28 protein-coding genes are annotated in these 26,130 nt (G+C 68.3%); 10 read left to right on the top strand and 18 right to left on the bottom strand.

The genetic code is table 11. The features are described 5' to 3' along the window. Positions 1-23 precede the first annotated feature (23 nt). Together TPAU_RS08900 and pgsA are read right to left on the bottom strand one after the other, a co-directional pair. Positions 24-515, bottom strand: a complete 492-nt coding sequence (locus tag TPAU_RS08900) for a CinA family protein (RefSeq protein ID WP_013126422.1) — start codon at positions 513-515, stop codon at positions 24-26. Further along, complete coding sequence (gene pgsA, locus TPAU_RS08895; protein WP_013126421.1) at positions 493-1,080, bottom strand: CDP-diacylglycerol--glycerol-3-phosphate 3-phosphatidyltransferase; 588 nt, start codon at positions 1,078-1,080, stop codon at positions 493-495. The genes TPAU_RS08900 and pgsA overlap by 23 nt, the downstream gene beginning before the upstream one ends. Positions 1,081-1,135: 55 nt before the next feature. Between pgsA and TPAU_RS08890 the strand changes: the two genes are divergently transcribed. Next, positions 1,136-1,642 carry an amino-acid N-acetyltransferase gene (locus TPAU_RS08890; RefSeq protein ID WP_013126420.1) on the top strand — a complete coding sequence of 169 codons (507 nt, stop codon included), beginning with the start codon at positions 1,136-1,138 and terminating at the stop codon, positions 1,640-1,642. Positions 1,643-1,722: 80 nt separating this feature from the next. Further along, the gene (locus TPAU_RS08885; RefSeq protein WP_013126419.1) at positions 1,723-2,460 is read left to right on the top strand and encodes a putative protein N(5)-glutamine methyltransferase; all 738 of its coding nucleotides are present in this window, start codon (positions 1,723-1,725) and stop codon (positions 2,458-2,460) included. Between the two features lie 9 nt (positions 2,461-2,469). Here TPAU_RS08885 and TPAU_RS08880 read toward each other — a convergent pair whose 3' ends face one another. The 3 genes from TPAU_RS08880 to TPAU_RS08870 form a co-directional block, all read right to left on the bottom strand. Further along, entirely contained in the window at positions 2,470-3,468 is a 999-nt protein-coding gene (locus tag TPAU_RS08880; protein ID WP_013126418.1) for a TerC family protein, read from the bottom strand. A 146-nt stretch (positions 3,469-3,614) separates the two neighbouring features. Next, positions 3,615-6,299: an FtsK/SpoIIIE family DNA translocase gene (locus TPAU_RS08875; protein WP_013126417.1), complete on the bottom strand. Its 2,685-nt coding sequence runs from the start codon at positions 6,297-6,299 to the stop codon at positions 3,615-3,617. A 73-nt stretch (positions 6,300-6,372) separates the two neighbouring features. After that, positions 6,373-6,990 (bottom strand): TIGR03085 family metal-binding protein, encoded by a 618-nt coding sequence (locus tag TPAU_RS08870; protein ID WP_013126416.1) that lies wholly within the window; start codon positions 6,988-6,990, stop codon positions 6,373-6,375. 109 nt (positions 6,991-7,099) lie between these two features. Here TPAU_RS08870 and TPAU_RS08865 point away from each other — a divergent pair, with 109 nt between their 5' ends. The 6 genes from TPAU_RS08865 to TPAU_RS08840 all read left to right on the top strand — a co-directional run bounded on the left by TPAU_RS08865 (position 7,100) and on the right by TPAU_RS08840 (position 10,636). After that, positions 7,100-7,693, top strand: coding sequence for a hypothetical protein (locus TPAU_RS08865; protein WP_013126415.1), 594 nt, complete (start codon positions 7,100-7,102; stop codon positions 7,691-7,693). A gap of 28 nt (positions 7,694-7,721) precedes the next feature. Further along, positions 7,722-8,294 (top strand): hypothetical protein, encoded by a 573-nt coding sequence (locus tag TPAU_RS08860; protein ID WP_013126414.1) that lies wholly within the window; start codon positions 7,722-7,724, stop codon positions 8,292-8,294. Then, positions 8,291-8,866 carry a hypothetical protein gene (locus tag TPAU_RS08855; RefSeq protein WP_013126413.1) on the top strand — a complete coding sequence of 192 codons (576 nt, stop codon included), beginning with the start codon at positions 8,291-8,293 and terminating at the stop codon, positions 8,864-8,866. The genes TPAU_RS08860 and TPAU_RS08855 overlap by 4 nt, the downstream gene beginning before the upstream one ends. Next, positions 8,863-9,432: a hypothetical protein gene (locus TPAU_RS08850; protein ID WP_013126412.1), complete on the top strand. Its 570-nt coding sequence runs from the start codon at positions 8,863-8,865 to the stop codon at positions 9,430-9,432. The genes TPAU_RS08855 and TPAU_RS08850 overlap by 4 nt, the downstream gene beginning before the upstream one ends. Positions 9,433-9,440: 8 nt before the next feature. Beyond that, positions 9,441-10,028 carry a hypothetical protein gene (locus tag TPAU_RS08845; protein ID WP_147291076.1) on the top strand — a complete coding sequence of 196 codons (588 nt, stop codon included), beginning with the start codon at positions 9,441-9,443 and terminating at the stop codon, positions 10,026-10,028. Positions 10,029-10,159: 131 nt separating this feature from the next. Next, on the top strand, positions 10,160-10,636 hold the full coding sequence (locus TPAU_RS08840; RefSeq protein WP_147291075.1) for a hypothetical protein: 477 nt from the start codon (positions 10,160-10,162) through the stop codon (positions 10,634-10,636). A gap of 22 nt (positions 10,637-10,658) precedes the next feature. On the opposite strand, the gene TPAU_RS08835 is transcribed toward TPAU_RS08840, so the two are convergent. The 8 genes from TPAU_RS08835 to dapB all read right to left on the bottom strand — a co-directional run bounded on the left by TPAU_RS08835 (position 10,659) and on the right by dapB (position 17,907). Beyond that, the gene (locus tag TPAU_RS08835; RefSeq protein ID WP_013126409.1) at positions 10,659-12,611 is read right to left on the bottom strand and encodes a ribonuclease J; all 1,953 of its coding nucleotides are present in this window, start codon (positions 12,609-12,611) and stop codon (positions 10,659-10,661) included. Positions 12,612-12,614: 3 nt separating this feature from the next. Further along, on the bottom strand, positions 12,615-13,520 hold the full coding sequence (gene dapA / locus TPAU_RS08830) for a 4-hydroxy-tetrahydrodipicolinate synthase (protein WP_013126408.1): 906 nt from the start codon (positions 13,518-13,520) through the stop codon (positions 12,615-12,617). Positions 13,521-13,556: 36 nt separating this feature from the next. Beyond that, a complete protein-coding gene (locus TPAU_RS08825; protein WP_013126407.1) occupies positions 13,557-14,033 on the bottom strand; it encodes a dihydrofolate reductase in 477 nt (158 codons plus the stop codon). Next, the gene (locus TPAU_RS08820) at positions 14,033-14,830 is read right to left on the bottom strand and encodes a thymidylate synthase (RefSeq protein WP_013126406.1); all 798 of its coding nucleotides are present in this window, start codon (positions 14,828-14,830) and stop codon (positions 14,033-14,035) included. Before TPAU_RS08820 ends, TPAU_RS08825 begins: the two co-directional genes overlap by 1 nt. 57 nt (positions 14,831-14,887) lie before the next feature. After that, positions 14,888-16,120, bottom strand: coding sequence for an HNH endonuclease (locus tag TPAU_RS08815; protein WP_013126405.1), 1,233 nt, complete (start codon positions 16,118-16,120; stop codon positions 14,888-14,890). Between the two features lie 115 nt (positions 16,121-16,235). Continuing rightward, positions 16,236-16,691, bottom strand: coding sequence for a flavodoxin family protein (locus TPAU_RS08810; protein ID WP_013126404.1), 456 nt, complete (start codon positions 16,689-16,691; stop codon positions 16,236-16,238). Then, the gene (locus tag TPAU_RS08805) at positions 16,691-17,167 is read right to left on the bottom strand and encodes a hypothetical protein (RefSeq protein ID WP_013126403.1); all 477 of its coding nucleotides are present in this window, start codon (positions 17,165-17,167) and stop codon (positions 16,691-16,693) included. The genes TPAU_RS08810 and TPAU_RS08805 overlap by 1 nt, the downstream gene beginning before the upstream one ends. Next, positions 17,164-17,907, bottom strand: a complete 744-nt coding sequence (dapB, locus tag TPAU_RS08800; RefSeq protein ID WP_013126402.1) for a 4-hydroxy-tetrahydrodipicolinate reductase — start codon at positions 17,905-17,907, stop codon at positions 17,164-17,166. The genes TPAU_RS08805 and dapB overlap by 4 nt, the downstream gene beginning before the upstream one ends. A gap of 23 nt (positions 17,908-17,930) precedes the next feature. Here dapB and TPAU_RS08795 point away from each other — a divergent pair, with 23 nt between their 5' ends. Further along, a complete protein-coding gene (locus TPAU_RS08795) occupies positions 17,931-18,311 on the top strand; it encodes an MmcQ/YjbR family DNA-binding protein (RefSeq protein ID WP_013126401.1) in 381 nt (126 codons plus the stop codon). Positions 18,312-18,321: 10 nt separating this feature from the next. Next, positions 18,322-19,296 (top strand): magnesium transporter CorA family protein, encoded by a 975-nt coding sequence (locus TPAU_RS08790; RefSeq protein WP_013126400.1) that lies wholly within the window; start codon positions 18,322-18,324, stop codon positions 19,294-19,296. Here the strand turns inward: TPAU_RS08790 and TPAU_RS08785 are convergent. From TPAU_RS08785 to TPAU_RS08765, 5 genes are read right to left on the bottom strand one after another with little or no spacing between them, the layout of a single operon-like run. Then, positions 19,293-20,393 (bottom strand): tetratricopeptide repeat protein, encoded by a 1,101-nt coding sequence (locus tag TPAU_RS08785; RefSeq protein WP_013126399.1) that lies wholly within the window; start codon positions 20,391-20,393, stop codon positions 19,293-19,295. The two genes, TPAU_RS08790 and TPAU_RS08785, sit on opposite strands and share 4 nt — an antisense overlap. Continuing rightward, a complete protein-coding gene (locus TPAU_RS08780; protein WP_013126398.1) occupies positions 20,390-21,664 on the bottom strand; it encodes an ATP-binding protein in 1,275 nt (424 codons plus the stop codon). Before TPAU_RS08780 ends, TPAU_RS08785 begins: the two co-directional genes overlap by 4 nt. A 26-nt stretch (positions 21,665-21,690) precedes the next feature. Beyond that, positions 21,691-23,907 carry an MMPL family transporter gene (locus tag TPAU_RS08775; RefSeq protein ID WP_013126397.1) on the bottom strand — a complete coding sequence of 739 codons (2,217 nt, stop codon included), beginning with the start codon at positions 23,905-23,907 and terminating at the stop codon, positions 21,691-21,693. Further along, complete coding sequence (locus TPAU_RS08770; protein WP_013126396.1) at positions 23,904-24,734, bottom strand: GNAT family N-acetyltransferase; 831 nt, start codon at positions 24,732-24,734, stop codon at positions 23,904-23,906. The genes TPAU_RS08775 and TPAU_RS08770 overlap by 4 nt, the downstream gene beginning before the upstream one ends. Further along, the gene (locus tag TPAU_RS08765; RefSeq protein ID WP_013126395.1) at positions 24,731-26,065 is read right to left on the bottom strand and encodes a lysine N(6)-hydroxylase/L-ornithine N(5)-oxygenase family protein; all 1,335 of its coding nucleotides are present in this window, start codon (positions 26,063-26,065) and stop codon (positions 24,731-24,733) included. Before TPAU_RS08765 ends, TPAU_RS08770 begins: the two co-directional genes overlap by 4 nt. Positions 26,066-26,130: the final 65 nt, after the last annotated feature.

The following is a 26,130-nucleotide window of genomic DNA, read 5'->3' as shown; positions in this document are numbered from 1 at the left end:
TGGTTCCCGTTTGCGAAATTTCCTCACGAATTCGCTGCATTCACCCGGACGGCGAGCTCGCGCAGCGCCGCCGTGACGGCACCGGCCCGCACCGCGGCCCGGTCACCGTCGAGCCGGAGCATGCGGACGGTCGCACCCGAGGGCCCGGAGAGTCCCAGGTACACGGTGCCCACCGCAATGCCGTCCTGTTCGGCGGGACCGGCCACCCCGGTCAGTCCGACTCCCCAATCGGCCTCGCACCGCATGCGGGCACCGTCGGCGAGCGCGACCGCGGTCTCCGGATGCACGGGGCCGCACCGGTCGAGCAGGGCCTGAGGAACACCGGCGAGGGAGGCCTTGAGGTCCGTGGCGTAGACGATCAGTCCGCCGCGCAGCACCGCGCTGGCTCCCGGAACATCGGCGATGGCGGCGGCGAACAAGCCCGCGGTGAGTGATTCCGCGGAGGCGACGGTGGCACCGCGCTCCTGGAGAGCGGCGACCAAGCGCTGCGCCTCAGGCGACGGTGTCGGAGGCACGGCGCACACTCCGCACGTAATCGAACCCGGTGACCACCGTGACTACTACGGCGGCAGCCATCACGGCGACCTTCGGCCAGTGCATCACCTCGGGCAACGGCATGAGGTACAGACCGATCGCGAGCGTCTGCAGCAGCGTCTTGAGCTTGCCTCCGCGGCTGGCGGGGATCACACCGTCGGAGATCACCCAGAACCGCAGGGCGGTGATGCCCAACTCGCGGCCGAGGATGACCACGGTGACCCACCACGGCAGATCGCCGAGGGCCGAGAGGCCGATGAACGCGGCCCCGGTGAGCGCCTTGTCGGCGATCGGGTCCATGAGCTTGCCGAAATCGGTGATCAGTCCGTAGCGGCGGGCGATCTGGCCGTCCGCGCGGTCGGTGAACATGGCCACCGCGAACACGGCGAAAGCGATCCAGCGCCACATCGGATCGTGGCCGCCGGCCGCGAACAGAGTCACCAGGAACACCGGGACGAGTAGCATCCGGAGCACCGTGAGCGCGTTGGCCACGTTCACATTGGGGACACGTGTATCCGTGGGACTCACGCCATCCGGTGCACTCACGGCGCTAAGCCTATCGGGTCCGGGGATCGGTGCCCGCGCGCGCTAGTGTTTGGCCATGACCGCCGCCTCCGCCGACGAGTTGCGCCGTGCCCGGACCTCCGACGTCCCCGCCATCAAGCGCCTCATCGACGTCTACGCGGGCAAGATCTTGCTCGAAAAGAACCTGGTGACGCTGTACGAGTCGATCCAGGAGTTCTGGGTGGCCCAGGTGGGCGGCGCGATCGTCGGCTGCGGCGCGTTGCACGTGCTGTGGTCGGACCTCGGGGAGATCCGCACGCTGGCCGTCGATCCGGCCGTCAAGGGGCACGGCATCGGGCACAGGATCGTGGCCCGCCTGCTCGACGAGGCGCGGTTCCTGGAATTGCGGCGGGTGTTCGTGCTCACCTTCGAGACCGAATTCTTCGGCCGCCACGGATTCGTCGAGATCGACGGGACACCGGTGAGCGCCGAGGTGTACGCCGAGCTCTGCCGAAGCTACGACACCGGGGTCGCGGAGTTCTTGGACCTGAGCTACGTCAAACCGAACACCCTGGGCAACACGCGCATGTTGGTCACGCTCTGACGAACGGTCGAACCGCGGATTCCGTTGCGATCGCAGCCGGAAATGCCGGACTATCGGTTGAATCATGATTGACTCTTCCGGTGGACGTGATCGACGAATTGCGGGCGGCGGGTTGCGTGTTCGCCGACCAGGAGGCACAACTCCTGGGTGAAAGCGCAACCGGCGCGGAACTCGAGGATCTCGTACGGCGGCGTTGCTCTGGCGAACCATTGGAGCACCTGCTGGGCTGGGCCGAGTTCCGCGGCACGCGCTTGTCGGTGGGGCCCGGTGCGTTCGTGCCGCGGCGTCGCACCGAGCTGCTCGCCGAATTGGCCGACGAGGCCCGGCCCTCCGTACTCGTGGAACTCTGCTGCGGAGTCGCACCGATCGCCTCGACCTGCACCGCCGACGAGGTGTACGCGGTGGATATCGATCCCGTGCCGCTGGTGTACGCGCGGGAGAACGCTCCCTCGGCCACCGTGCTCGCCGGCGACCTGTTCGCCCCGCTCCCCCGCGACCTGTGCGGCCGAACCGACGTGATCGCCGCGAACGCACCCTATGTGCCGTCGGCGGCGATCGCCACCATGCCCGCGGAAGCGCGCGACCACGAGCCGCGAGCGGCGCTCGACGGCGGCCCCGACGGGCTGGCACTGCACCGGCGGATCGCCGCCGAGGCTCGGATGTGGCTCGCCGAGGGCGGCGTCGTCCTCATCGAGACCGGCCGCTACCAGGCGGAGTACACGGAGCGGTTGCTGCGGGCCGCGGGATTCACGGCCCGGGTCGTGGCCGATGCCGAGCGGGCATCAACCGTCGCCGTCGGCGTACTGGAACCGGCCTGACCTACCGGGCTACTGCGCGTCGACCGACTTCTGATCGTCGCGCTTCGACTTGAGCAATGAGGCGATCGTGGTGACCGCGAGGACACCGATGATCACCGCGAGTGACAGGCCGGTCGAGATCTCGGGGACCGCGACGTGCTCGCCGCCGTTGATGAACGGCAGGGTGTTCTCGTGCAGAGCGTGCAGCACCAGCTTGACGCCGATGAAGCCCAGCACGATCGACAGTCCGTACGACAGGTACACCAGGCGACCCAGCAGGCCGCCGATGAGGAAGTACAGCTGTCGCAGGCCCATCAGGGCGAAGGCGTTGGCCATGAACACCAGGTAGGGCTCCTGGGTGAGGCCGTAGATCGCGGGGATCGAATCGAACGCGAAGAGCAGGTCGGTGAAGCCGATGACGACCAGCGCCAGCAGCAGCGGAGTCGCGACCTTCTTGCCGTCGATCTTGGTGACCAACTTGTCGCCGTCGTACTGGTCGGTGGTGGGTACGACCTTCTTGAACAGCGCGGCGACGCGGCTCTCGCGCTTCTCCTCATCCTCGACCGGGCCCTCGGCGGCCTCTTTGACGAGCTTGTACGCGGTGTAGAGCAGGAAGATCCCGAACAGGTAGAACACCCAGCTGAACGCGGAGATCGCGGCGGCGCCGACGGCGATGAAGATGCCGCGCATCACCAGCGCCATCACGATGCCGATCAGCAGCACCTTTTGCTGGTAGATCTTGGGCACCGCGAACTTCGCCATGATGATGACGAACACGAAGAGGTTGTCGACCGACAGCGCCTTCTCCGTGACGAAACCTGCGAAGAACTCGCCGCCGTACTGCGGCCCGGATACCACCCAGACGCCGATACCGAAGACCACGGCGAGGCCGATGTACACGGCCGTCCAGAAGCCGGATTCCTTCAGCGTGGGTTCGTGTGGGGTGCGCACGTGCGCGAAGAAGTCGAAGACGAAGAGCCCGAGGACCACCAGGATCGAGACGACCCAGACCGCGGTTGAGACGTGCATTGCATATACCTCCGGTACAGATCCGGAGGTCTCTCCCCACCCGCCGCCAGCGGGTTCAGCGCGCCCGGGCGGATATCGATCCACCGTGATGACGATCGCGCTGCGAGCGGGATACTCCCCTCACGCATGCGCCATCACTGTAACAGCTAGAAGTCCGGTTCGCCGTCCGAGTCGTCCGCGCCGGCGTCGCCGCCGCCGCGCAGCACCATCAACAGGCCGGGCAACTCGTCGGGGGTGACCAGCACATCGCGCGCCTTGGAACCCTCGGATGGGCCCACGATGTCGCGGGTCTCCATGAGATCCATGAGGCGGCCGGCCTTCGCGAAGCCGACGCGCAGCTTGCGCTGCAGCATCGACGTCGAGCCGAACTGCGAGGTGACCACGAGCTCGACGGCCTGGAGGAAGACATCGAGATCGTCGCCGATATCGGGGTCGACGTCCTTCTTCTCGACCTTGGTCTCGGTGACACCGTTGGTGTAGTCGGGCTCGGCCTGCGTGCGCACGAAATCGACGATGGAGCCGATCTCCTCATCGGTGATGAACGCGCCCTGCATACGAGTGGTCTTGCCGCCCATGGGCAGGAACAGCGCATCGCCCATGCCGATCAGCTTCTCAGCACCCGGCTGGTCCAGGATGACCCGCGAGTCGGTGAGCGAACTGGTCGCGAAGGCGAGCCGCGAAGGCACATTGGTCTTGATCAGACCGGTCACCACGTCGACGGACGGGCGCTGCGTGGCGAGCACCAGGTGGATGCCGGCGGCGCGGGCCTTCTGCGTGATCCGGACGATCGCCTCCTCGACGTCGCGCGGGGCGGTCATCATGAGATCGGCGAGCTCGTCGACGATCGCGACGATGTACGGGTACGGCCGGTACACGCGCTCGCTGCCGAGCGGCGTGGTGATCTCCCCCGACTTCACCTTTCGGTTGAAGTCGTCGATGTGCCGCACGCGCGAGGCCTGCATGTCCTTGTACCGCTGCTCCATCTCCTCGACCAGCCAGGACAGCGCCGCGGCCGCCTTCTTCGGGTCGGTGATGATGGGCGTGATGAGGTGCGGGATGCCCTCGTAGGGCGTGAGCTCGACCATCTTCGGGTCGATGAGGATCATCCGCACCTCGTCGGGCGTGGCGCGCGCGAGCAGCGAGACGAGCATCGAGTTCACGAAGCTCGACTTGCCGGAGCCCGTGGAGCCGGCGACCAGCAGGTGGGGCATCTTGGCGAGGTTGGCGTTGACCATCTCGCCCTCGATGTCCTTGCCCAGGCCGATGACCAGCGGGTGGGTGTCCTTGCGGGTGTTGTCGGCGGCCAGGACGTCGGCCAGGCGCACCATCTCGCGGTCGGTGTTCGGCACCTCGATGCCGACGGCCGACTTGCCGGGGATCGGCGCCAGCAGGCGCACATTGTCCGTCGCTACGGCGTAGGAGATGTTGCGATGCAGCTGGGTGACCTTCTCGACCTTCACGCCGGGGCCGAGCTCCAGCTCGTATCTGGTGACGGTCGGGCCGCGGGTGTAGCCGGTCACGGCGGCGTCGATCTTGAACTGCTCCATCACCCCCGTGATGGCATCGATCATGGCGTCGTTGGCGCTGGTGCCGGCCTTGGCGGGCTCCCCCTCGATGAGGAGATCGGCGGGCGGAAGGCGATAGTCGTCGCCCTCGATGGTGCGCGCCACGGTGAATTCGGCGGCCTTCGGTGCGGGCGGCGGGGTGTTGTCCTTGACCACCGCGGCGCGGCGCTTCGGGGTCGCCGTGGGCGGCACCTCGACGGTGGGCTCGTCCGACGGTGCGGGGTCCGCCCCGATCGGCGCGGTGACCTGATCGGACAGGGCCTCGTCGGGTTCGGTGGCGGGCTTGCGACGGCCACGCTTCGGCGGGGCCGGGTCCGCCGGGTAGTTCTCGTAGGGGTCGCCGTAGGGCGATGCGGCACGGCCGGCCGCATCGGCCGGGCCCGAGTCGAAGGCGAACGGCGAGTCGAGGTCGTCGTCGTAGGACTCGTCATCGAGCGGCTCGTCGTCCTCGCCGTATTGCCGGTCGAGGTCGACGCCGAAGTAGAACTTGAGTCGATCGATGATCTCGCGCACCGTCATTCCGCTCACCAGAAGCAGGCCGAACAGCGCGACCAACACGAGCAGGGGCACGGAGATCCACGCCGTGAAGCCGTCGGTGAGGGGGCCACCGACGATGTAGCCGAGGTAGCCACCCGCGGCGGAGCGGTCGTCGAACTCGCTGGGGCGGCCGGCTCCGATATGCAGCAGGCCGAGGAAGGCGAGCACGATCAGGGCACCGCCGACACGGTGTCGCACGTGAGCGCTGGGATTGTCGGGTCGACGCATCATCACTACGCCGAGCGCGATGGCCAGGGCCGGCACCAGGACCGCGAACCAGCCGACCACGGCGCGGACGCCGGTGGAGAAGAACGAACCGACGGGGCCGCCGGCGTCGAAGTAGAGCGCGGCACCGAGCACGATCGCGACGGCGAACAGTCCGAGGGCGAGCCCGTCGCGGGAGTGGGTGCCGGAGCTGCGCGGTGCGCCCTCGGCGCCGGCGCTGAGCACCTCGGTCTCGGCAGACTCCGACGGCGTCCGGCTGCCGGTACGCACAGCGCCCCCGACCCCCTTGGCCAGCAGTTTCCAGCTCGCACCGAGACCGCGTCCCACCCCCCTACCGGCGGAGGCGGCGACGGACGGGCCCTGCTTGCTGTGCTGTTTGGTCTGCTTCGCGGGGGTGCGCGGCGCGGGCTTGCGGCCGCGGTTCGAGCTCGCGGCGCGGCCGCGGTTGCTCCCCGAGCGGGAGTTCGCGGTGCTGCGCGCACGGGTGGTCGTCTTCGCTGCCATGAGGGTCAGTCTATCGACACCAGCCCCATCTGTATCAAGTGCAACACAAGTAACAGGGTGTGACGGCGCGTCGCTACAGTGAGCGAACCACTGATCCGAGCCGGTCGATGTGTGGATCGTCGCCCTCGAAGGTGACCAATGCCTCGTCGCGACCGTAGGCCCACATGGCGATTTCGCCGATCGCCCCGATCACTGCAACCTCAGGCCCCTTGCCAGCGGTGACCAGCGTTCCCGATTCCGTTGTGAGGCTGATCCGCAGCGGTGCACGGCGCAGGGTGAGCGCGGCGATCCGCGCCACCGCGGCCGCGAGAGCCTGCTCGACTCCACGATCGAGACGGCGGGGCGTCCATCCCGCGACGCCGCGGCGGATGTCTTCGGTGTGCACGAAGAACTCCCCCAGATTGGCCTGCTCGTCCACCAGGCGCAACGGGGACAGCTTCGGCGGTCCGCCGGCAACGGCGGAGAGCAGGTCTTCGAACGAACGCTCGGCGATCCTCGCCTGGATGCGTGCGGTGCGGCCGGCGAGTGGACGCAGCAGGATCCCCGCCGCCGCGTCCGGACGGGATTCGCGAAGGATCAGATGCGCGAGGAGGTCACGCACCGTCCAGTCGCCGCAGAGCGTGGGCGCTTCCGGCCCCGCCGCGCGGGCCGCTTCGACGAGGGCGGCGCGTTCGATGCGTGCAGGCTTCACGCAGCCACCCTAGTCCCCCATGACGCCCCCGCGCGGAGTGCGCGGATTCGCTCGGCCAGGTGTGGAATCCTTCACCGAGATCAATGAAGTATGTCGTAGGATCCCTGACATGACTGTGAATACCGCACGCGCGCGGACCCGTCTGGCCGTCGGCGCGGTCGTCGCGACGATCACCGCAGCCGGCTCGCTGGTCTCCCCTGTCGCATCCGCCGCACCGGTCAGCACGAACCTGTTGCTCGGACCCGATCAGTTCCCTTCCGGATCCACTGACTACCGGGTGAATCCGAGCGCGGCGACGTCGAAAGTCCGGATTCCAGAGTCGGCGCCGGCCGATTGCCGCGCCGCGGGCGACAGCCTCAACAGCCTGATCGGCTCCGTCAACGGCGCCGAGGCCAGCGCACGCAACGGCTACTCGTTCATGACCTCGGCGGTGTTGTCGCCGGTGGTCACCAGCCAGTGGCGTGCGGTCGTGGACCGCTGCGAGGGCGGCCAGCTCGCCACGCCGCCCGATCTGGCCCGGTACAACCCGGTGATCCTGACTGCGAACGAGGGGGGTCGGATCGGAGCGGTGCAGGGCTTCGCCGATGTGAACGGATACACCGTGAACGCCTACGTCGAGGGGATGAGCGCGACCCCGGCGAATACTGATCGATTCTGGGCCGTCTTCCGTGCTCAGATCCAGAAGGTCCAGACCGGTCGCTGACCGGCATCAACGATCCTTGGGGGGATTCATGAACACTCGTCATCTCATCGTCGGCGCAGCCATCGCCGGCGCCGTCAGCGTGGGGGTGCCCGCGGTCGCCCATGCGGCGCCGGTGGTGCCTGCGCAAGCAGTCCTCGCCGCGCACGAGTTTCCTTTCGGCAGCACGGGATACGAGACGAACCAGTCGGTCGAGAAGGCGCCGACGAAACCCTCGGGCACCACGCCGTGTGACCTCAAGGAGTACGAGGCGGAGAAGACGCTCACGGGTGCCCGCAGCGCGGACGCGCAGGTCGACCGCGGGGAAACTACCTTGGCTGCCAGCATTCTCGATCGCCCCATTATCAACACGATTCGAGACCTTCGCCGCGACTGCGGAAGCCGATTTGTTCGGGAAGGTCGTCCACTCGCCGTGCCCGCGGACCTGACCAGGTACAAGGCGGACGTCTTCACCTTCGCGGAGGGGCAGCTTCTCGACGCTACCGTCGAAGTACGTGGCGTCACCGTCTCGGTCATGGCGGTCAATGAGAAGAATCCCGCCGATTTCGATGGCTTCTGGCAGACCTTGCGGGCGCAGGTCGCCAAGGTGGAGCGGCAGCCGTGATCGCCCGACGGCTCGCCGCCGTAGGCGCCCTCACTCTCGCCGCACTCTCGGCCCCCGCCCTCGCGCAGGCCGCCCCGATCGTGCCGTCCCAGGCAATCCTCGCCGCACATGAATTCCCGTTCGGCAGTACGCGCTACAAGGTCACCTCCGAGGTCGGCAGCCCCGCGAAGTCGTCGGGCGAAACCGCTTGCGATCGCGCGTCGTACGCCGTCGACAAACGCATGGAGGGCACACGGACCACGGACGCGAGCGCTGAGCGTGGCGCGACCGAGCTGGAGGCGAGCGTCAACGAACGCCCGATGGCGGACGCGATGCGCACCGTCTTCCAGACTTGCGGGACGCAGTTCGGCATTCGTGACCGCATTGCGCTCCTGCCGCTTCCGGCGGACCTCAACCGGTACAACGGATTCGTGTTCATCTCGGTGGCGCGTGATTCGTACATCGGCGTCGTGGACGTGCGCGGCGCGGCCGTGGGTGTCTCGGTCAATTCCCGCGGCGATCAGCCGGCCGATGGTGATGCGTTCTGGCAGACCCTGCGTGCGCAGGTCGCCAAGGTGGAGCGGCAGCCGTGATCGCCCGACGGCTCGCCGCCGCAGGCGCCCTCGCTCTCGCCGCACTCTCGGCCCCCGCCCTGGCCCAGGCCGCCCCGATCGTGCCGTCCCAGGCAATCCTCGCCGCACATGAATTCCCGTTCGGCAGTACCAGTTACCAACTCAAGGACGAGACGATCGACTTCACCGGCGCGGAGTCAGCCGACGACTCGCCGTGCGAACGATCGCTGCGCGACGCGATGGCGGCCATCGCCGGCACGAAAGCCATGAGTGCCGAGGCGAAGCGGGGTACGACCACGATCTCGTCGGCAATCGTTGCTCGCTCCTACACCGATCGTGTCGCCAAGATCGATGAGGCCTGTGACGACGGCGCTGCCCGCCAGCAAAACCTCGCTGCTCCACCGGATCTGGCCCGATACACATCCCACATCACCACGTACCGCGGGTCATCGATCGACAGCTGGGTGGACGTGCGAGGTGTCACCGTGTCGGTGCAGGTCTACAGCAGCGGCAGCAATGCTGTCGACTCCGAGGCATTCTGGCAAACCCTGCGCGCCCAGGTCGCGAAGGTGGAGCGACAGCCGTGAGGCGCATCGTGACCACCGCAGCGGCGATGTTCGTGCTGCTCCTTGGTCCCGCTTCGGCAGTCGCCGCACCCTCGACCAGCAGTCTGACGCTCGAACCCGCAGACTTCCCACCGGGATCGAAGGCCGCGGAGGTCTGGTCCACGCGATATGGCATCGCGCTCAGCGTTGGCGACGGCGGTCCCGCTTGTTCGCAGGCGATCGCCGCCCTCGACGCGGCGCGGCGGGGCGCGGAAGGCGCGGGTTCGTCGGCGCGGCGCGGTGATCAGGAGTACCGATCCGAGGTCATCGATCGCCCGACGGCTCGCCAGGCGGCACGCCGGGCAACAGCGTGCCCCGACGCCTTCGCGATGCGCCACGTGGCGCCGCCGAGCGACCTGGTGCGCCTGTCGCCGGACATCTTCGAGATGCGATCGCCGTCGGGCGTCGTGGTGGGAATGGTGGCGTACGCCGACCTCGGCGACCGGTCGATCGAGACGGCCGCGACATCGCGCGAGTTCCGCCGGGATTCGAGTTCCATCAAGAACACGCAGGTCGACGTAGCAGGCTTCTGGCACATCGTGCGCACCCAGATCACCAAGGTCGAACAGACGCGATGAGGCGCAGCGCAGTAGCCCTGGTCCTCACGATCGCGATCGCCGTGGCAGGATGCGCGCCCTCGCAGAAGAGTTCGAACCCGGCGAGGGACCTATCGCTCACGGAATCCGAGCTACCTGCGGGGGTCCGGAACGTGATGCGGACGCCAGACACCTCGTGGGGACGCTCCGAAGTCCTGGAGGGTTCCGAACCGTGTTTCACCGCAACGCGCAACTACGAGCGTGCCCGAGACACGGTCGGGCTGTCGACGGTGAGCGCGGCACTCGACCAGACGGTGCTCCGTTTCGAAGTGACGGCCGCACCGATCTCATCGACATATGTGCTCAGTAGATTCGCCTGCATTGCCGAGGGCGGAAAGTCCGCTCGGGCCGCGTGGCTGCCCGACGATCTGCTTCGCCGTCCGGCGACGGTGATCGAGGTGCGCACCCCTACCGGACGGCTGGCGGCGCTGGAAGGCTACATCGATATCGGCGAGCTGTCGGTCGCCGCGACTTCTCAGAACTTCAAACTCGTCACGAACGCGCCCGACGCCACCCAGGACGAGGTCGACCGCGACCAGTTCTGGCAACTCTTCCGCGCACAGATCGCGAAGGTGGAGCGGGCCCGGTAACCGGGCCCGCTCCACGGGAGTCCTACTCCCCCACCACCATCACGGTCGGAACGATCATGGGGCGGCGACGGTAGGTGTTCGACACCCACCGTCCCACGGCCCGCCGCACCGCCTGCGCGATGCGGTGCTGATCCTTGATGCCCTCGGAAGAAAGCTGCGCGAGCGTGTCCTCGACGAGCTGCTCGGCCTCCTTGAGCGCCGTCGGATCGTCGGAGAAGCCCCGGCCGCTCACCTCGGGAGTGGTCACCGAATTGCCCTCCTCGTCGATCACGATGCTGATCGCGATGAAGCCGCCCTCGCCGAGCACCAGTCGATCCGAGAGCGTCGACTCGCCCACATCGCCCACGGACGAGCCGTCGACGTACACGTGTCCCACGGGCACCTGACCGACGATCTTCGCGACACCGTCGATCAGGTCCACGACCACGCCGTCCTCGGCCAGCATGATCCGGTCCTTCGGCACACCGGTCGCCTCGGCGAGCGCGGCGTTGGCGCGCAGGTGCCGCCACTCGCCGTGCACCGGCATCGCGTTGCGCGGGCGCACCGCGTTGTACAGATACAGCAGCTCCCCGGCGCTGGCGTGACCGGAGACGTGCACCTTCGCACTCTGCTGGGTCACCACGGTGGCGCCCAGCTTCGCGAGGCCGTTGACCACGGCGAACACCGAGTTCTCGTTGCCCGGGATGAGCGAGCTGGCGAGCACCACCAGGTCGTGCGGCGAGATGGTGATGTTGCGGTGTTCACCGCGCGCCATCCGGGACAACGCCGACAGCGGCTCGCCCTGCGACCCGGTGGACACGAGCACGATCCGGTGGTCGGGCAGTGACGCGGCGGTGTCGAGATCCACCTCGACGCCCTCGGGCACCCGGAGGTAGCCCATATCCTGCGCGATCTGCATGTTGCGCACCATCGAGCGGCCGACGAACACCACGCGCCGGTTATGCGCCACGGCCACGTCGACGATCTGCTGAATGCGGTGCACGTGCGAGGCGAACGAGGCCACGATCACGCGACCCTTCGCGCGCCCGATCACGTTGTCGAGAACCGGTCCGATCTCTCGTTCGGGGGTCACGAAACCGGGAACCTCGGCGTTGGTGGAGTCGACGAGGAACAGGTCGACGCCCGCATCACCGAGTCGCGAGAAGCCGGCGAGGTCGGTGAGTCGGCCATCGAGCGGCAGCTGGTCGAGCTTGATGTCGCCGGTGTGCAGCGCCACCTGGCCGCCCGCGTGGATCGCCACGGCGATCGCGTCGGGGATGGAGTGGTTCACGGCGAAGTACTCGCATTCGAATGGACCGTGACTGGTCGATTCACCCTCGCGGACCTCGATCAGCTTGGGGCGCAGACGATGTTCATCGCACTTGGCCTTGATCAGGGCCAGGGTGAACTTCGCGCCGATCACTGGGATGTCGGGCCGCAGGCGCAGCAGGAAGGGCACCGCGCCGATGTGGTCTTCGTGACCGTGCGTGAGCACGATCGCCTCGACATCCTTGATGCGGTCCTCGATGTAGCGGAAGTCGGGGAGAATCAGGTCGACGCCGGGCTGCTGGTCCTCGGGGAACAGCACACCGCAGTCCACGATGAGGAGCTTGCCGTCGTACTCGAAGACGGTCATGTTGCGACCGATCTCCTTGATGCCGCCGAGCGCCACCACACGCATGCCGCCCTTACGGAGCTTGGGCGGGGGCCCGAGCCTCGGTGCGGCGGTCGACGGTGCCGCACCGCGCGATCCGCGGTCGTTACCACGGCGGTTTCCGCCGCCGCGTCCGCGTCCGCCCTTGGATGCCGACTTCTGCTGCGACGCCGCTGTTTCGGCACTCTTGGGCTCGGCCGCCTTGGCCTCGGCGCGGGGCTGATCCTCGACCACGACGCGCGCGGCGGATGTCGAGATCACGGGCTTGGGCTCGGCGGGCGGGCCGGCCTGGCGGGTGGCCTTGCGGCCCCGTCGGGCTCCGCCTGTCGGTGTGTCTGTCATGTCTTAGAGAACCCCTGCCTGGGTCAGGAGCGCGGCGAGCCGGTCGCGCTGTTCACCGGTGGGCGGCACCTGCGGCAGGCGCGGAATACCCATATCAAGGCCCTGGAGGGCCAGTGCTGCCTTCGAGAACGTGACGCCGCCCAGGCCCGCCATGGCTTCGTACACCGGGCTGAGTGAGGCGTTGATCTCTCGGGCGCGGGCGACATCGCCCGCGAAGTAGGCGTCGCGCAGAGCGCGCAGCTGCGGTGCGACCACGTGGCCGATCACCGAGACGAATCCGGAGGCCCCCACGGAGAGCCACGGCAGGTTCAGCGGGTCGTCGCCGGAGAGGAACTGCAGGCCGGTCTCGGCGATGAGGCGGGCACCGGCACCGAGGTCGCCCTTGGCGTCCTTGACCCCCACGATGTTCTTGTGCTCGGCGAGTGTGCGCAGTGTTGCCGATTCGATCGGAACCACCGAGCGCGGCGGGATGTCATAGAGCAGGACAGGCAGATCGGTGGCGTCGGCGACCATGGTGAAGTGGGCGAGTAGGCCGGCCTGGGACGGCCGCGAGTAGTAGGGCGTCACCACCAGCAGGCCGTGCGCGCCCGCCTCGGCGGCGTCGCGAGCGAAGACGGCGGACTCCTCGGTGTCGTAGGTGCCGACGCCGGCGGTGATCTTCACCCGGTCACCGACGGCCTCGAGGATCGCCTTGAGGAATTGGATCTTCTCCCAGGGCTGGGTGGTGGGCGATTCACCGGTGGTCCCGGCCACGATGAGCCCGTCGACGCCCTGATCGGCGAGGTGCGACGCCAGCTTCTGCCCGGCCTCCAGGTCGAGCGTCCCGTCCGCCTTGAACGGGGTGACCATCGCGACGGAGATCGCGCCGAAGGGGGTGGTGGGCGGTGTCGTCGCCGAGGTCGCACTCATAAGCGCTAAGGCTACCCACCCTGCCGGGACGAATCCCTACTGGCTTGCCGTTCGCCGGTAGGTCAGGTGGCGGTATCGCAGGCCCGACGTGGACTCGCGCCAACCGGTGTCCTCGGTCGCGGTGAAGCCGTCCGGGATCGACGGGGCGTAGGTGTCGCCGGGGATGTCGGCATCGACCTCGGTGACCGCGAGCAGGTCGGCCGAGGGCAGCGCGGCGGCGTAGATCTCTCCCCCACCGATCACCCACACGTCGCCCTCGGGCAGCACCAGTTCGTGGTGCACCACCGCACCGTCGGCCGACCAGTCCCGGTCCCGCGTGACGACGATGTTCGTGCGGCCCGGAAGCGGCCGGAACCGCGCGGGCAGGGAGTCCCAGGTCTTGCGGCCCATGACAACGGTGGCGCCGGCCGTGGTCTCACGAAAGAACTTCATGTCCTCGGGGATGTGCCAGGGGATGCCGCCGCCGTCGCCGATCACTCCGCTACGGGCCTGCGCCCAGATGAGGCCGATCACTAGACGGCCACCGGCGCCTTGATCGCGGGATGGTGCTGGTAGTCGTGGACGGTGATATCGCCGTACTCGTAGTCGAAGATGCTGGGGCGCTCTGCGAGTTCGAGTCGCGGATACGGGTAGGGCTCGCGCGAGAGTTGCTCGGTGACCTGCTCCACGTGGTTGTCGTAGATGTGGCAGTCGCCGCCGGTCCACACGAAGTCGCCGGGTTCGAGGCCGACCTGCGCGGCCACCATGTGGGTGAGCAGCGCGTAGCTGGCGATGTTGAAGGGCACGCCGAGGAAGAGATCGGCGCTGCGCTGGTAGAGCTGGCAGCTGAGCTTGCCATCGGCCGCGTAGAACTGGAAGAAGGCGTGGCACGGCGGGAGCGCCATGTTCTCGATCTCGGAGACGTTCCAGGCGGAGACGATGTTGCGCCGGCTCGACGGGTCGGTCTTGAGCAGCTCGATCGCCGTGGCGATCTGGTCGATGTGCTCGCCGTTCGGCGTGGGCCAACTGCGCCACTGCACGCCGTAGACGGGGCCGAGCTCACCGTTCGCATCGGCCCACTCGTCCCAGATGGTGACGCCGTGCTCCTGCAGCCACCGCACGTTGGAATCGCCGCGCAGGAACCACAGCAGTTCGTACGCGATGGATTTCATGTGCACCCGCTTGGTGGTGATCAGCGGGAAGCCCTCGGAGAGGTCGTAGCGGAGTTGGCGCCCGAACACACTGCGGGTTCCCGTGCCGGTGCGGTCGGGGCGGTGCGTGCCGTTGGCCAGCACGTCGCGGAGCAGGTCTTCATAGGGCGTCGCGATCACGTGCTCAGTCTAGGTGGGACGTCCGACATCCTCATGCGCGGCGCGTGAGCTGGTCTTTCATGCGGCCTGCCTGGGCGCAGTGGACCGGTGGACATGTCCGCTGGGGGTACGCGTTTCGACGGTGTGCCGTCCGCTCGGATCCTCGACGACACCGCTGTGCCAGCCGGTGGGTTCCTTGGCGTAGTTGCACGCCGCGCACAGGCCTTGCCCGTTCTGGAGGGCGGTGGGCCCTCCCGCAGCGTGCGCAGTGATGTGGTCGATGTGCGCGATCGGCGCGTCGCAGTACGGTGTCCGGCAGTAACGGTCCCGGACCCGGATCACTTCCGCGAGCCCGTCGGGGAAGCAGCGCCGCCGTGAATCCATCGCCACAAGCGAGCCGCTGTCCGGAGTGACGTAGAGGCGCTTGACCCAGGCGACGCCTGTGGCCGCGGCCTTGCCGACCAGGTTGCGGGCGATCTCCGCCGGCATGGCGCCGCCCTCGTGCAGGTGCGCGGTGCCGGGCCGGTCGCCCAGCAGCACCGCCGCCGGCATCGTGAGATTCACCGTGACCGGTTGCCCGTCTGCGGCTTCCCTACCCGTGAGGCGGGCGAACGCCGCATCGGCCATGATCTGCCCCAGGGTGCGTAGGTCCTGCCCCACGCCGATCACCGTGGCGGCGTGCTTCCGCAGTGCCGCATACACCCCGACGCCCTGCGCGACCGGCAGCAGGATCGATACCCGGGCCATACCCTCTGGCAGCGGCCGGATCGTGACGGTGCGGTCCTTCTCCGCGCACGCGGTGCGGTCGACAGTGGCGCGCGCGTCGAGCCGGTAGGCCACCTGTTCGACGTGAGCGGCGAGCTGCTTGGGCCCCATCCCCGCAAGCGTTCCGGGATCGTCGCACAGCTGCTCGTCCGCCTCACGCCGGTCCGACGGGTCCAGGTGCGACAGTCCGCTGACGATCACCGGAACCGCCTCCGGTGAGAGGTCACCATCGCGCAGTCGCGACCGGGTGTGCGGCAAGCACTTCTCCAATTCCACCGCCCGGGCCAGGAATCGCGCGGCGGTGCTCGGAGACATGTGCAACGCCAGCCCGATCTCCGCGGCGACGCCGCATTGCCACCGGTCCTGGGATAGCCCCGCTGCGGCCCGCGCAGACACTCGCTGCCGCAGGAGCTCTACCGCCCACCGATATTGTTCGAACACGGTTCGGCAACGCTGTCGCTCCATCGAACGCAACTCCTCCGCCGGATCGACGGACGGAGCCCCGATTGGTATCAGATGTACTTCTCCACCAACATCTTCGTCCATGCACTGAGGCTACGCCGACCGACTGACATGTTTTCGATTCCGACAACTTAATCGAACACCGAGCGGGTCCCGCCGGCCGCGGCCACGCCGTGGGCACCGACTGTGAATCCGCCCGCTACCCCTCCATGAGCTGTGCGGCGACCGTCGCGCCGAGGTTCCAGCACGCCTCCAGGTCGGCCTTCGAGGGCTTGCCGGACACCACCACGTTGGGCGTGACCTTCTCCCAGCCGAGACCGGCGGTGATCGAGTCGGCGGCCCGCTCGGCCCCCTCGGTGCCCTCGTTGCCGTGGACGTAGAAGCCCCACGGCCGCCCTCGCGTGGAGTCGAGGCACGGGTAGTAGATGGTGTCGAGCCCGTGCTTGAGCGCGCCGCTGAGGTACCCGAGGTTCGCCGGGGTGCCGAGCACGTAGCCGTCGGCCTCCAGCACGTCGGCGGGCGACAGCGTGAGCGCGGCACGCCGCACGACCTCCACGCCCTTGATGTCAGGATCGGTCGCCCCCGCCACCACGGCCTCGAACATCTCCTGACAGTGCGGAGACGGGGTGTGGTGGATCACCAGGAGCACGGCCATCAGCGACCCTTCTTCTCCATCGAGACCGCGCGCGTCATCCAGTCCCGAGCACGCGACCGGTCGCCGGCGTAGTCGTACGCACGGGCCAACCGGTAGACGTTCACCCACGAGTCGGGGTCGGCCTCGTATTCCGCCTTCACCTCGGCGAACAGCGCATCGGCGCAATCGCGGTCCACCCGGCCCGAAGGCATTTTCGGCAGGTCGCTGACGTCCAGGTCACGGCCGAGCTCCTTCGCCTGCGCGGCGAGCCGCTGATGAGCGTAGCCGTTGCGCAAGACCGAGTACAGGATCCACAGCCCGACTATGCCGAGCACGATCATGCCTGCGCCGAGGCCCAGATTCGCGCCGCCGCCGCGGCGCATGATCATCCACGCCCACACGCCGATCAGGCCGATGTAGACCAGCATCGCCACCGAGAGGAAACCGATCACCAGGAGCGGCCCCAAGTTGCTCCGCGCGGAGCTGCGTCCGGTCACAGGTCGAGAAGCGGTTCGATGCCCACGGTGAGTCCGGGGCGGTCCGAGATCCCGCGCACGCCGAGCAGCACACCGGGAACGAACGAGCTGCGGTCGAGCGAGTCGTGCCGGATCGTCAGAGTCTCCCCCTGCGTACCCAGCAGCACCTCCTGGTGCGCGACGAGGCCCGCGACCCGGACCGAGTGCACCCGGACACCGTCGACCCGCGCGCCCCGGGCACGGTCGAACTCGGCAGAGGTGGCGTCGGGCATCGGGCCACGACCGGCTTCCTCGCGGGCCTCCGCGATGAGTTCGGCGGTGCGCGTCGCGGTACCCGACGGGGCATCCGCCTTGTGCGGGTGGTGCAGCTCGATGACCTCGACGGATTCGAAGTACTTCGCGGCCTGCGCGGCGAAGCGCATACACAACACGGCGCCGATGGCGAAGTTCGGAGCGATGAGCACGCCGACGCCGGGCTTCTCGTCCAACCAACCGCGAATGGTGTCGAGGCGGTCGTCCGTGAAGCCGGTGGTGCCGACCACGGCGTGGATCCCGTTGTCGATGAGGAACTTCAGGTTGTCCATCACCGCGTCGGGGTGGGTGAAATCGATGACCACCTGCGTATTCGAGTCCAGGAGAGCGGTCAACGTATCGCCTGCATCGACCGCCGCGCTCAGCACCAGATCGTCGGCCGCGTCGACCGCGTCCACCATCGCCCGGCCGACCTTGCCGCCGGATCCCAACACACCCACGTTCAGCATGGGGCCGACGATACCCTTCTGACGTGACCGCCCGACCAGACGTTCCCGACGAATGGATCGACCGCATCGCGGCGATCGTCGAAGCCTTCCCCGAGTGCGTCGCCGACCGCGCGTGGGTAGGCACGCGCTGGCGCGTGCGCGGGTCGACGGTGGCGCACGTCTTCGGCGGCGAAGACCAGCTGTTCCGGTTGATCTTCCGAGCCGAGCCCGGCGAGGTGCCGGCCTTCGAGAACCTCGGGGACCCGTACTTTCGCACCGACTGGGGAGCGACCACGGTGGGGATCATGCTCGACGAGCGCACCGATTGGGACGAGGTGGCGGAGCTGCTCACCGACTCCTACTGCGTGCAGGCGCCGGAGAGCCTCGCGTCGCAAGTCGAGCGACCGGGTCCGGCGTCGTCCTAATGTTGCGACCATGAACGTGACCATCCGCACCTGGCAGCCCGGGGCGAATCCGCATTTCGACGTCGAGGACAATTCCGATCCCGCGGTGGTCGCCGAAGCGCTCTCGGACCAATCGGGACTGGCGTGGGTGGATGTCCTGGACCCGACGGACGAATCCTTCGCACCGTTCGCAGAGGCGTTGAACCTGGATCCCCTCGCGGTGGAGGACGCCCTGACGGTGCACGAGCGCCCGAAGTCGCTGCGGTACGACAACTCCTTGTTCGTGACCGCGTACACGGTCACGGGAGACGGTGCCGCGAGCCGTATCTCGCTGTTCCTGTTCAAGTGCGGCCTGCTGACGGTGCGGCTCGGCTCCGGTTTCGACGTGGTCGCGGCCGCGCACACGATCGCCGAGAACGAAGTGCTCCTCAAGTACGGTCCGTACGCGTTGGAGCTGTTCCTGCTGGACGCGATCGTGGACGGGTACACGGCGCGAGCCGCAGCGATCGACGAGCAGGTGGACGATCTCGAGTCAGCGCTGTTCGACGACGGCCACGGCGGCGATGAGGTGGCGCAGGAGACCTTCACACTGCACAAGGAGGTCGGGCAGCTGCGGCGGATCGTCTCTCCGATGCGGGAGGTGTCGAGCGCATTGTTGCGCCGGGTGTCGGTCGACCCCGAGAAACGCGAGCTACTCCCCTACGCCGAAGACGTGCACGACCACACGATGCGCGCGGCGGACTGGGCGGAGACCCTGCGCGACAACGTCGAATCGGTTCGCTCGACGAACCTCGCCCTGGTCGACAATCAGCTCAACACGGTGATGAAGAAGCTCACCAGTTGGGCCGCGATCATCGCGGTACCCACCGCGGTCACCGGCTACTTCGGCCAGAACGTTCCCTACCCCGGATCCGAGCAGGAGTGGGGCTGGATCGTCAGCACCCTCACGATGGTCGCGCTGGCCGGCGGGTTGTACTGGATGTTCAAGCGTCGCGGCTGGCTCTAACACCGGTCGGGGTGGCGCCGCCGCAGCATCGCACGACTGGTGTACTCCACGATGCGGTGCACAATGAGCAGCGGGAACAGCGCGGCCCCGAGTCCGGTCACGGTGATCGACAGGGGGATCACCGCCACCGTCGCAAGCGCGAAGACGCCGAGCGACGAGCCAATCGCACGGATCGGACCCGAGCTCCGCGCCACCGCCCTCAGCACGCCCCGCCGGTCGACGGGAATCCGGCGAACGTTGAACCACACCCACCCGCCCCACAGAGCCACGACGAGAACGCATCCCACCGCGGCCGGGACGAGGGCGGAGGACAGCGGTCCACCGGTGGGGCGTGACGCCAGGACCGAGGTGATGATGGCGGCGATCATGGGAAGCGCGATGTACCAGCCGGTGCGCGCAAGCGTGTTGTACACCACGACCTCAAGGTTGTACCGCGCCACGGAATCGAGTGGATCGAGTGCGGCGGCTCGCGAGTAGGTGTCGATCTCTGCGGCCCGGCGGCCGGACCGGAATCGCTTCATCATCAAGCCGCGATTGTTGAGAGCCGCAGCATTGTTCGGATCGAGGCGCAGCGCCTGCCCGGTAGCCTCGCGGGCCAACCGCAGGTCACCCGATCGATGTGCCGCGAGTCCCAGGTTCACGTGGTACTCGGGGACCTCGGGGTCGAGCACCACAGCGGTCCGCGCCGCGATCATCGCTTCATTCGCCAACCGCTTGTTTCCGGTCTCGAGCGCCACCGACGACAGCATGAAGTGACTGCCGGCGACGTCGGGATACGCCCGCACCAGCGCACGCGCGGTCCGCAGCGCGTCAGCGTGACGGCCCACCTCGCTGAACTCGCCGGCAAGCCACACGGACGCCGCATAGTGGGCGGGATCGACGCCCAACGCCCGGCCGAAGCAGTCGATCGCGGCAGCGTGGTCGCCCAGCCCGCGCTGGGCCCGGCCCAGTGCCACCAGAGCGTCGGGATCGGAGGGATGCGCCGTCAGGAAGGCGCCGGCAAGCGTGGCAGCGGTGGTGTACTGCTTCGTCTCGAGCAGCAGTCCGACCTTCTCCAGGGTGCGGTCGTCGGCGCCGACCTGCTCCCGTTCCGTCACTTCCGGCGCCGATTCCGCAGGTACTGAACAAGATCGTCGTAGGCGCCGGATTCGTTGGAGAAGGTGGCCACGTTCTCGGCGGCGGCGAACCACTCCTCGCACGACGACCGGATCTGGCCCGCAGCGGCCAGCAGGTCGGCGGTGGTGATCATGCGCGGGGTGCCGGTGCGCACGGAGTCGAGCAGAGCCATCTCCGAGGCGCTTTCGCAGACGTGCGCGATGTCCGCACCCGAGTATCCCTCGGTGCGCCGCACCAGCGCGCCGATGTCCACGCGTTCGATGGGACGTTCGCGCAGGTGGTAGTCGATGATCGCGGCGCGGGCGGGGGCGTCCGGCGGCGTCACCAGCACCATCCGGTCGAGGCGACCCGGCCTACGCAGGGCGAGATCGACGTCCCACGGTGTGTTCGTGGCCGCGAGCACGAAGACGCCCTCGTTGGCGGTCGCCGAATCGACACCGTCGAGCTCGATGAGGAGCTGGTTGATCACGGTCCGCATCGTCGTCGACTGGTGTCGGGATCGCTTGCCGCCGATGGCATCCAACTCGTCGAACATGATCACGCAGGGGGCCTGTGCGCGTGCGGTCGCGAAGATCTCGTGCAGATTCTTCTCGGAGTTGCCGAGCCACTGATCCAGAATGTCGCTGATGGTGACGGACAGGAATCCGGCTCCCAGTTCACCGGCGACGGCGCGCGCCAGGAAGGTCTTGCCGCATCCGGGCGGGCCGTAGAGCAGCATGCCGCCGCGCAAGGACTTGCCGTAGAGGCGCCGTAGCTCGGGGTTGCGCATCGGGGCGAGAAAGGCCGCCTCGAGCCGATCCTTGACGTCCTGCATGCCGCCGACGTCGGCCAGGCGGAGCCCGTCCGGATCGTCCACCTGCCACAGGCCGTCGGCGCCTGCGTCGCTCGACGGGACAGCGATCAAACCGCCCTCACCCTCGTAGCGCGGAGGGATCACGTCACGCACCTGTTCCTCCGCCGCGTCCCAATCGAAGTCCGTAGCCGTAGTGCCCGGTTCCGGCTCAGCCGAGTCGGACATCTCCGGTTCCCGGCTCGCAGCCGGGGCCGGGTTCCCGATCGCGCGAGCGAGCAGGGCACGGGCGGCGGGGTCCGCCGGCGCGCGGCTCACCGCGAGCGCGGCTTCCGCGACCGCCTCGTCGGTCCGGCCCGCGTCCAGGAGGAGTTCGGCGTAGTGGACACGGAGAGCAATGTCGTCGGGGGCAGCGGCGACGGCGGCACGCAGGCTGCTCAACAGCGGTGATTCCTCGGGCACGGTCGAATTCTAGCGTCCGCGATCCTTCATGAGGAATTCGATGAAGCGGGATGACGGTGCGGCGGCTCGTCATCGAGGTGCGGCCGGCTCGGGACCCGCGCGGTGCGGCCGGAGAGCCGGGAACCGGGCCACCAGTTCGCGGTGCCGGCGACCTTCATGAACGCGGGCACGAGCACCATCCGCACCAGCGTGGCGTCGAGGATCACCGCGAGCGCGAGTCCCACGCCGAGCATCTTCATGAACGAGACCTGCGAGGTACCGATGGCCGCGAAGACCACGGCCATGAGCAACGCGGCAGCGGTCACCACCCGCGCAGTGCTCGCGATTCCGCGCGCCACGGCTTCGTCGTTGGCGGCACGGTCGTGGGCGTCCATACCGTCCCACTCCTCCTTGATCCGGGACAGCAGAAACACCTCGTAATCCATCGAGAGGCCGAAGGCGATGCAGAACATCAACACCGGCATATCCGCGATCAGGTGTCCGGTCACGGTGGTGCCGAGCCCGCCGAGGTTGCCCCACTGGAAGATCCACACCATCGCCCCGAACGTGGCGGACAGCGACAGAATGTTCATCACGAGCGCTTTGAGCGGTAGCAGCACGCTGCCGGTGAGCAGGAACAGCAGCACTGCTGTGGTGATCGCGATCGCCAGCAGCACCCGCGGAACTGCGCCGAGAATCGAATCCACGGCATCCCGATCCGCTTGCGCGGCACCGGCGAACAGTGTGTGCCCAGGCGGTGGCACGGCCCGGAGGGAATCGAGTTGGGCACGTCCGGCCTCGGACATCGGGTCGAGTTCCGCGGTCACGGTCACTAACAGCCGGTCGCCGGCCCGGGCAGTAGGGTCGCCGTCCGCGATGCGCTCCCCGCGGAGCCACGTCCCATCGGGCCCGGTGACCGGTCCGGTGCGCTCCACCTGGGACAGTGCTTGCGCGTACGCCTCCGTACCCGACGGTGCGCCGTCGGGCAGCAGGATCAGGACGTCGCCGGTGGGGTTCGGCGTGAACGAGCCGCGCAGTTCGTCACCCACCCGGTGCGACGAGGCCTCCCGTGGCAATACCCGGTCGTCGGGGTATCCGAGCTTCGCGGACAGGAAGGGGGCGCCGAGTACGAGCAGCAGCACGACCACCGCGATTCCGAGCGGCACCGCCCGGCGCTGCACCGCGCGGACGATGTCGTACCACCGCGATTCGTCGGCCGGCTTCGGGCCTCGGCCCACCTTCCCCTTGTCGATCCGGTCGCCGAGCAGGGTGAGCACGGCGGGCGTGATGATCAGCGTCGCCAGTGCGGTGAATCCCACGACCACGAGCCCCGCGTAGGCGAAGGACCGCAGGAAATACATGGGGAACAACACCATCGCGGCAAGACTCAGCCCGACGGTGACGGCCGAGAAGACCACGGTGCGACCTGCCGTGGTCATCGCAACGACGATCGACTGGTTCCGATCGCCGCGGGTGGACACTTCCTCGCGGTACCGGCTCACCACCAGCAACGTGTAGTCGATCGCCAGCGCCAGGCTCATCGCAGTGATCAGGTTGAGCGCGAACACCGAGACATCGGTGACCTCGGCCACCAGCCGCAGCAATCCGGAGGTCGCGATGATCGCGGCGACGCCGAGCGCTACGGGCACGGCGGCGGCGACCAGGCCGCCGAAGGCCCACACCAACACGAGGAAGGCCAGGGGCAGTGCCACGAGCTCGGCCCGCACCAGATCGCTTCCGGACTGTTCGTTGATCTGTCGGTAGGTGATGGTCTCACCGCCGGTGGCGAGGGCGATCCCACTGGGCGGCGGAGGCAGGGCGTCGACGATGGTCTGCGCGTTGTCCGGAGCCTTGCCGCTCCCGCCGGCGATGCTCGCCACGATCAGTCGGGTGCGGCCGTCCGACGAGGTGAGCCGGGCCTCGGCGGCAGGGCCCGACCAGGCCGAGATCACTCGCTGTACGCTGCGGTCGGCGCGCAGACGCTCGGTGATTCGCGCGGCGTAGTCGGCCTCGGCCGCGGGGTCGGCACCGTCGGCGGCGGTGAGAGTGAGTACCAGCGACGATCCGCCCCTGCCGAATTCGTCCTCCAGTACCTGCTGCGCGCGGGCCGACTCGGCGGCGGGATCCACACTGCCACCGCTCTTGAGGGCGCCGCCCACGCCGGCACCGAGCCAGCCGAGCACGATCAGCACCAGGCCCGCGGTGATGAGCACCGCGCGGGGCCGCGCGATCACCGCCCGGGTGAGCGGGGCGATCAGATTCACAGCACGGCCACCAGGGCGCGCACGTCGTCCATGCAGCCGCGCGCGCGAAGCCGCTCGGCATCGAACAACACGAGGAAGTCGGCCATGTCGAAGTCAGGATCGTACGATGGATCGCCGCAGATCAGGCCGCCGTAGCGGATGGCGGTCGGGATGGTGGGCGGCACCAGCTCCTCGACCGTGCCCGCGGGCCGCGGCAACTGCGCGAGCGGCACTCCGGCCACGTCGACGGGGCGGCGCGGCACCGCGTAGAGGTCACCGACGGTGCGGCTGTCGGTGTCGTCGACGAATCCCTGGGTGGCGCGGATCAGGGCGCCGCGCGGATGCACGCCGTCGTCCATCCGTACCGACATGCATCCCATCGCGTACTGGAAGCCGGAGCGCTCGTAGAACTCGAGCAACGAGATCCGCAGCAGCATGGAGACGGCACCGCCACGGAAATCGGCATCGATGGTGGCACGCCCCCATTCGGCGACCTCGTCGGACATCGCCGCGAAACTCGGGCTGAGGTCGAACATGGTCTCGGTGAACACCTCTCGTTGCCCACGCGGCGCGGGCAGGATCACGCGGTAGCAGCCGACGATGCGCTGGGTGGGTTCGTGACGCACCAGAAGATGGGAGCTGTACGCGTCGAACCGGTCCACATCGATCGGGCGGCCCAGCCGCTCACTGATCACCGCCCCGGGCAGCGGCGCGCCGAGCTCGGTCGAGAAGGCGTCATAGCGCAGCGCTTGCGCGAGTTCGATGTCCTTCGGATCGTCGGCGACGAAGGCCGTGAAGGGGGTGTTCTCCGTGGCGCGGAACAGCGGTCGATCGGTGCTGCACTTCATGGCCCCTCCGGGTGGTTGAGTTCGTGGCTGAGGTCGGCTGTGATCTCCCCGGCGCGGACGGCGGCATTGGAGAGCAAGGTGGTGGCGAGGCCATGTCCGTTGAGGTCGGCTCCCTGAACATAGAGGCCGGGAATCTCGCGGCCGTCGATCACGGCGCGGTGCGAACGGGCGACCCGCACCTCGGCACCGTCGGGCGCCACACCGGTGAGGCCACGCAGGCCCGCGGGACGAAATCCGGTGGCACAGATGATCGCATCGAACGGCGCGGTCCGTTCGTCGCCGGTGATGGTGCTGCGGATCCCGACATCGAGGAGCCCGTCGTCGGCTGGGGCGCAGGCGATCACCTCACTGGTGCGATGCACCCGCAGGCGGTGTTCGCCGCTGACCCGTTCGCGGTACCAGCGGGCGAAGAGGTCATCGGTGAGCGCCTGTTCGACGGCGCCGTAGTTGGTGTTCGCATGCCTGCGTAGCAGGTCATCGCGCACGTGCGGCGGGGCGGTCTGGAACTCGTCGACTACGGCCGGATCGAAGATCTGGTTCACGAACGGGCTCTCCTCGACCGCCGCGAGGCCGAACCCACGGAACACCACATCGACTGCCGCGCCCTGATCGTGGAGGTACGCGGCGACCTCCGCCGCCGACTGGCCGCCGCCGACGACGAGGAACCGGCCTGCGTCGAGCGCCCCGCCCAGCCTGCGCCGAAGATCGGGCACGCGATCGAGGAGCTCGATCGCGTGGAAGACGCGGCCGCCGCCGGCGTTGTCGACCGCCCAGTCCGGCAAGACGGCCTCCAGACCGCGGGCCACGACCACCGCGCGCGCCCAGACGGTGTGCTCCTCGCCGTCGGGGCCGCGGTGGCGCACTGCGAACCGGGCCGGCGCGTCCCCGTCGGCTTCGCGCACCTCCACCACCTCGCGGCCGTAGTCGACCACTGCATCGAACCGGGCCGCTGCCCAGGCGAGGTAGTCCGCGAACTCGGCGCGTTCGGGAGTCAGCGTGGCGCGGTTGACGAAGTCCACCAGTCTGCCGCGCTCGGCCAGGTAGGAGACGAAGGAGAATGTGCTGTGCGGGTTGCGCAGCGTGGCGAGATCCTTGAGGAAGCTGATCTGCATCGTGGTACCGGGGAGCAGCATTCCCGGATGCCATTGGAAACGGGCGCGTCGTTCGAGGAACACCATCTCCAACGGAGCGCCGGATTCCTCGACCGCGATCGCAAAGGCGAGGTTGGCCGGACCGAAACCGATTCCCACCACATCGAAGACACCGTCGCTCTCGGCCGCTGTCTTATGGCGCGCGTGCCCCTCGACACCCACCCCCGATGTTGATCGCATAATCGTCTCTGATCGCCGGGCGGATGCGATGGGCCGCATGCCGCGTGAAAGCGAATCGTAACCCC

Origin of the sequence: Tsukamurella paurometabola DSM 20162 (assembly GCF_000092225.1) — a bacterium.
Taxonomy (GTDB): Bacteria; Actinomycetota; Actinomycetes; order Mycobacteriales; family Mycobacteriaceae; genus Tsukamurella; species Tsukamurella paurometabola.
The sequence above is the reverse complement of the archived record's forward strand: the minus strand, read 5'-3'. Positions and strand labels throughout refer to the sequence as shown.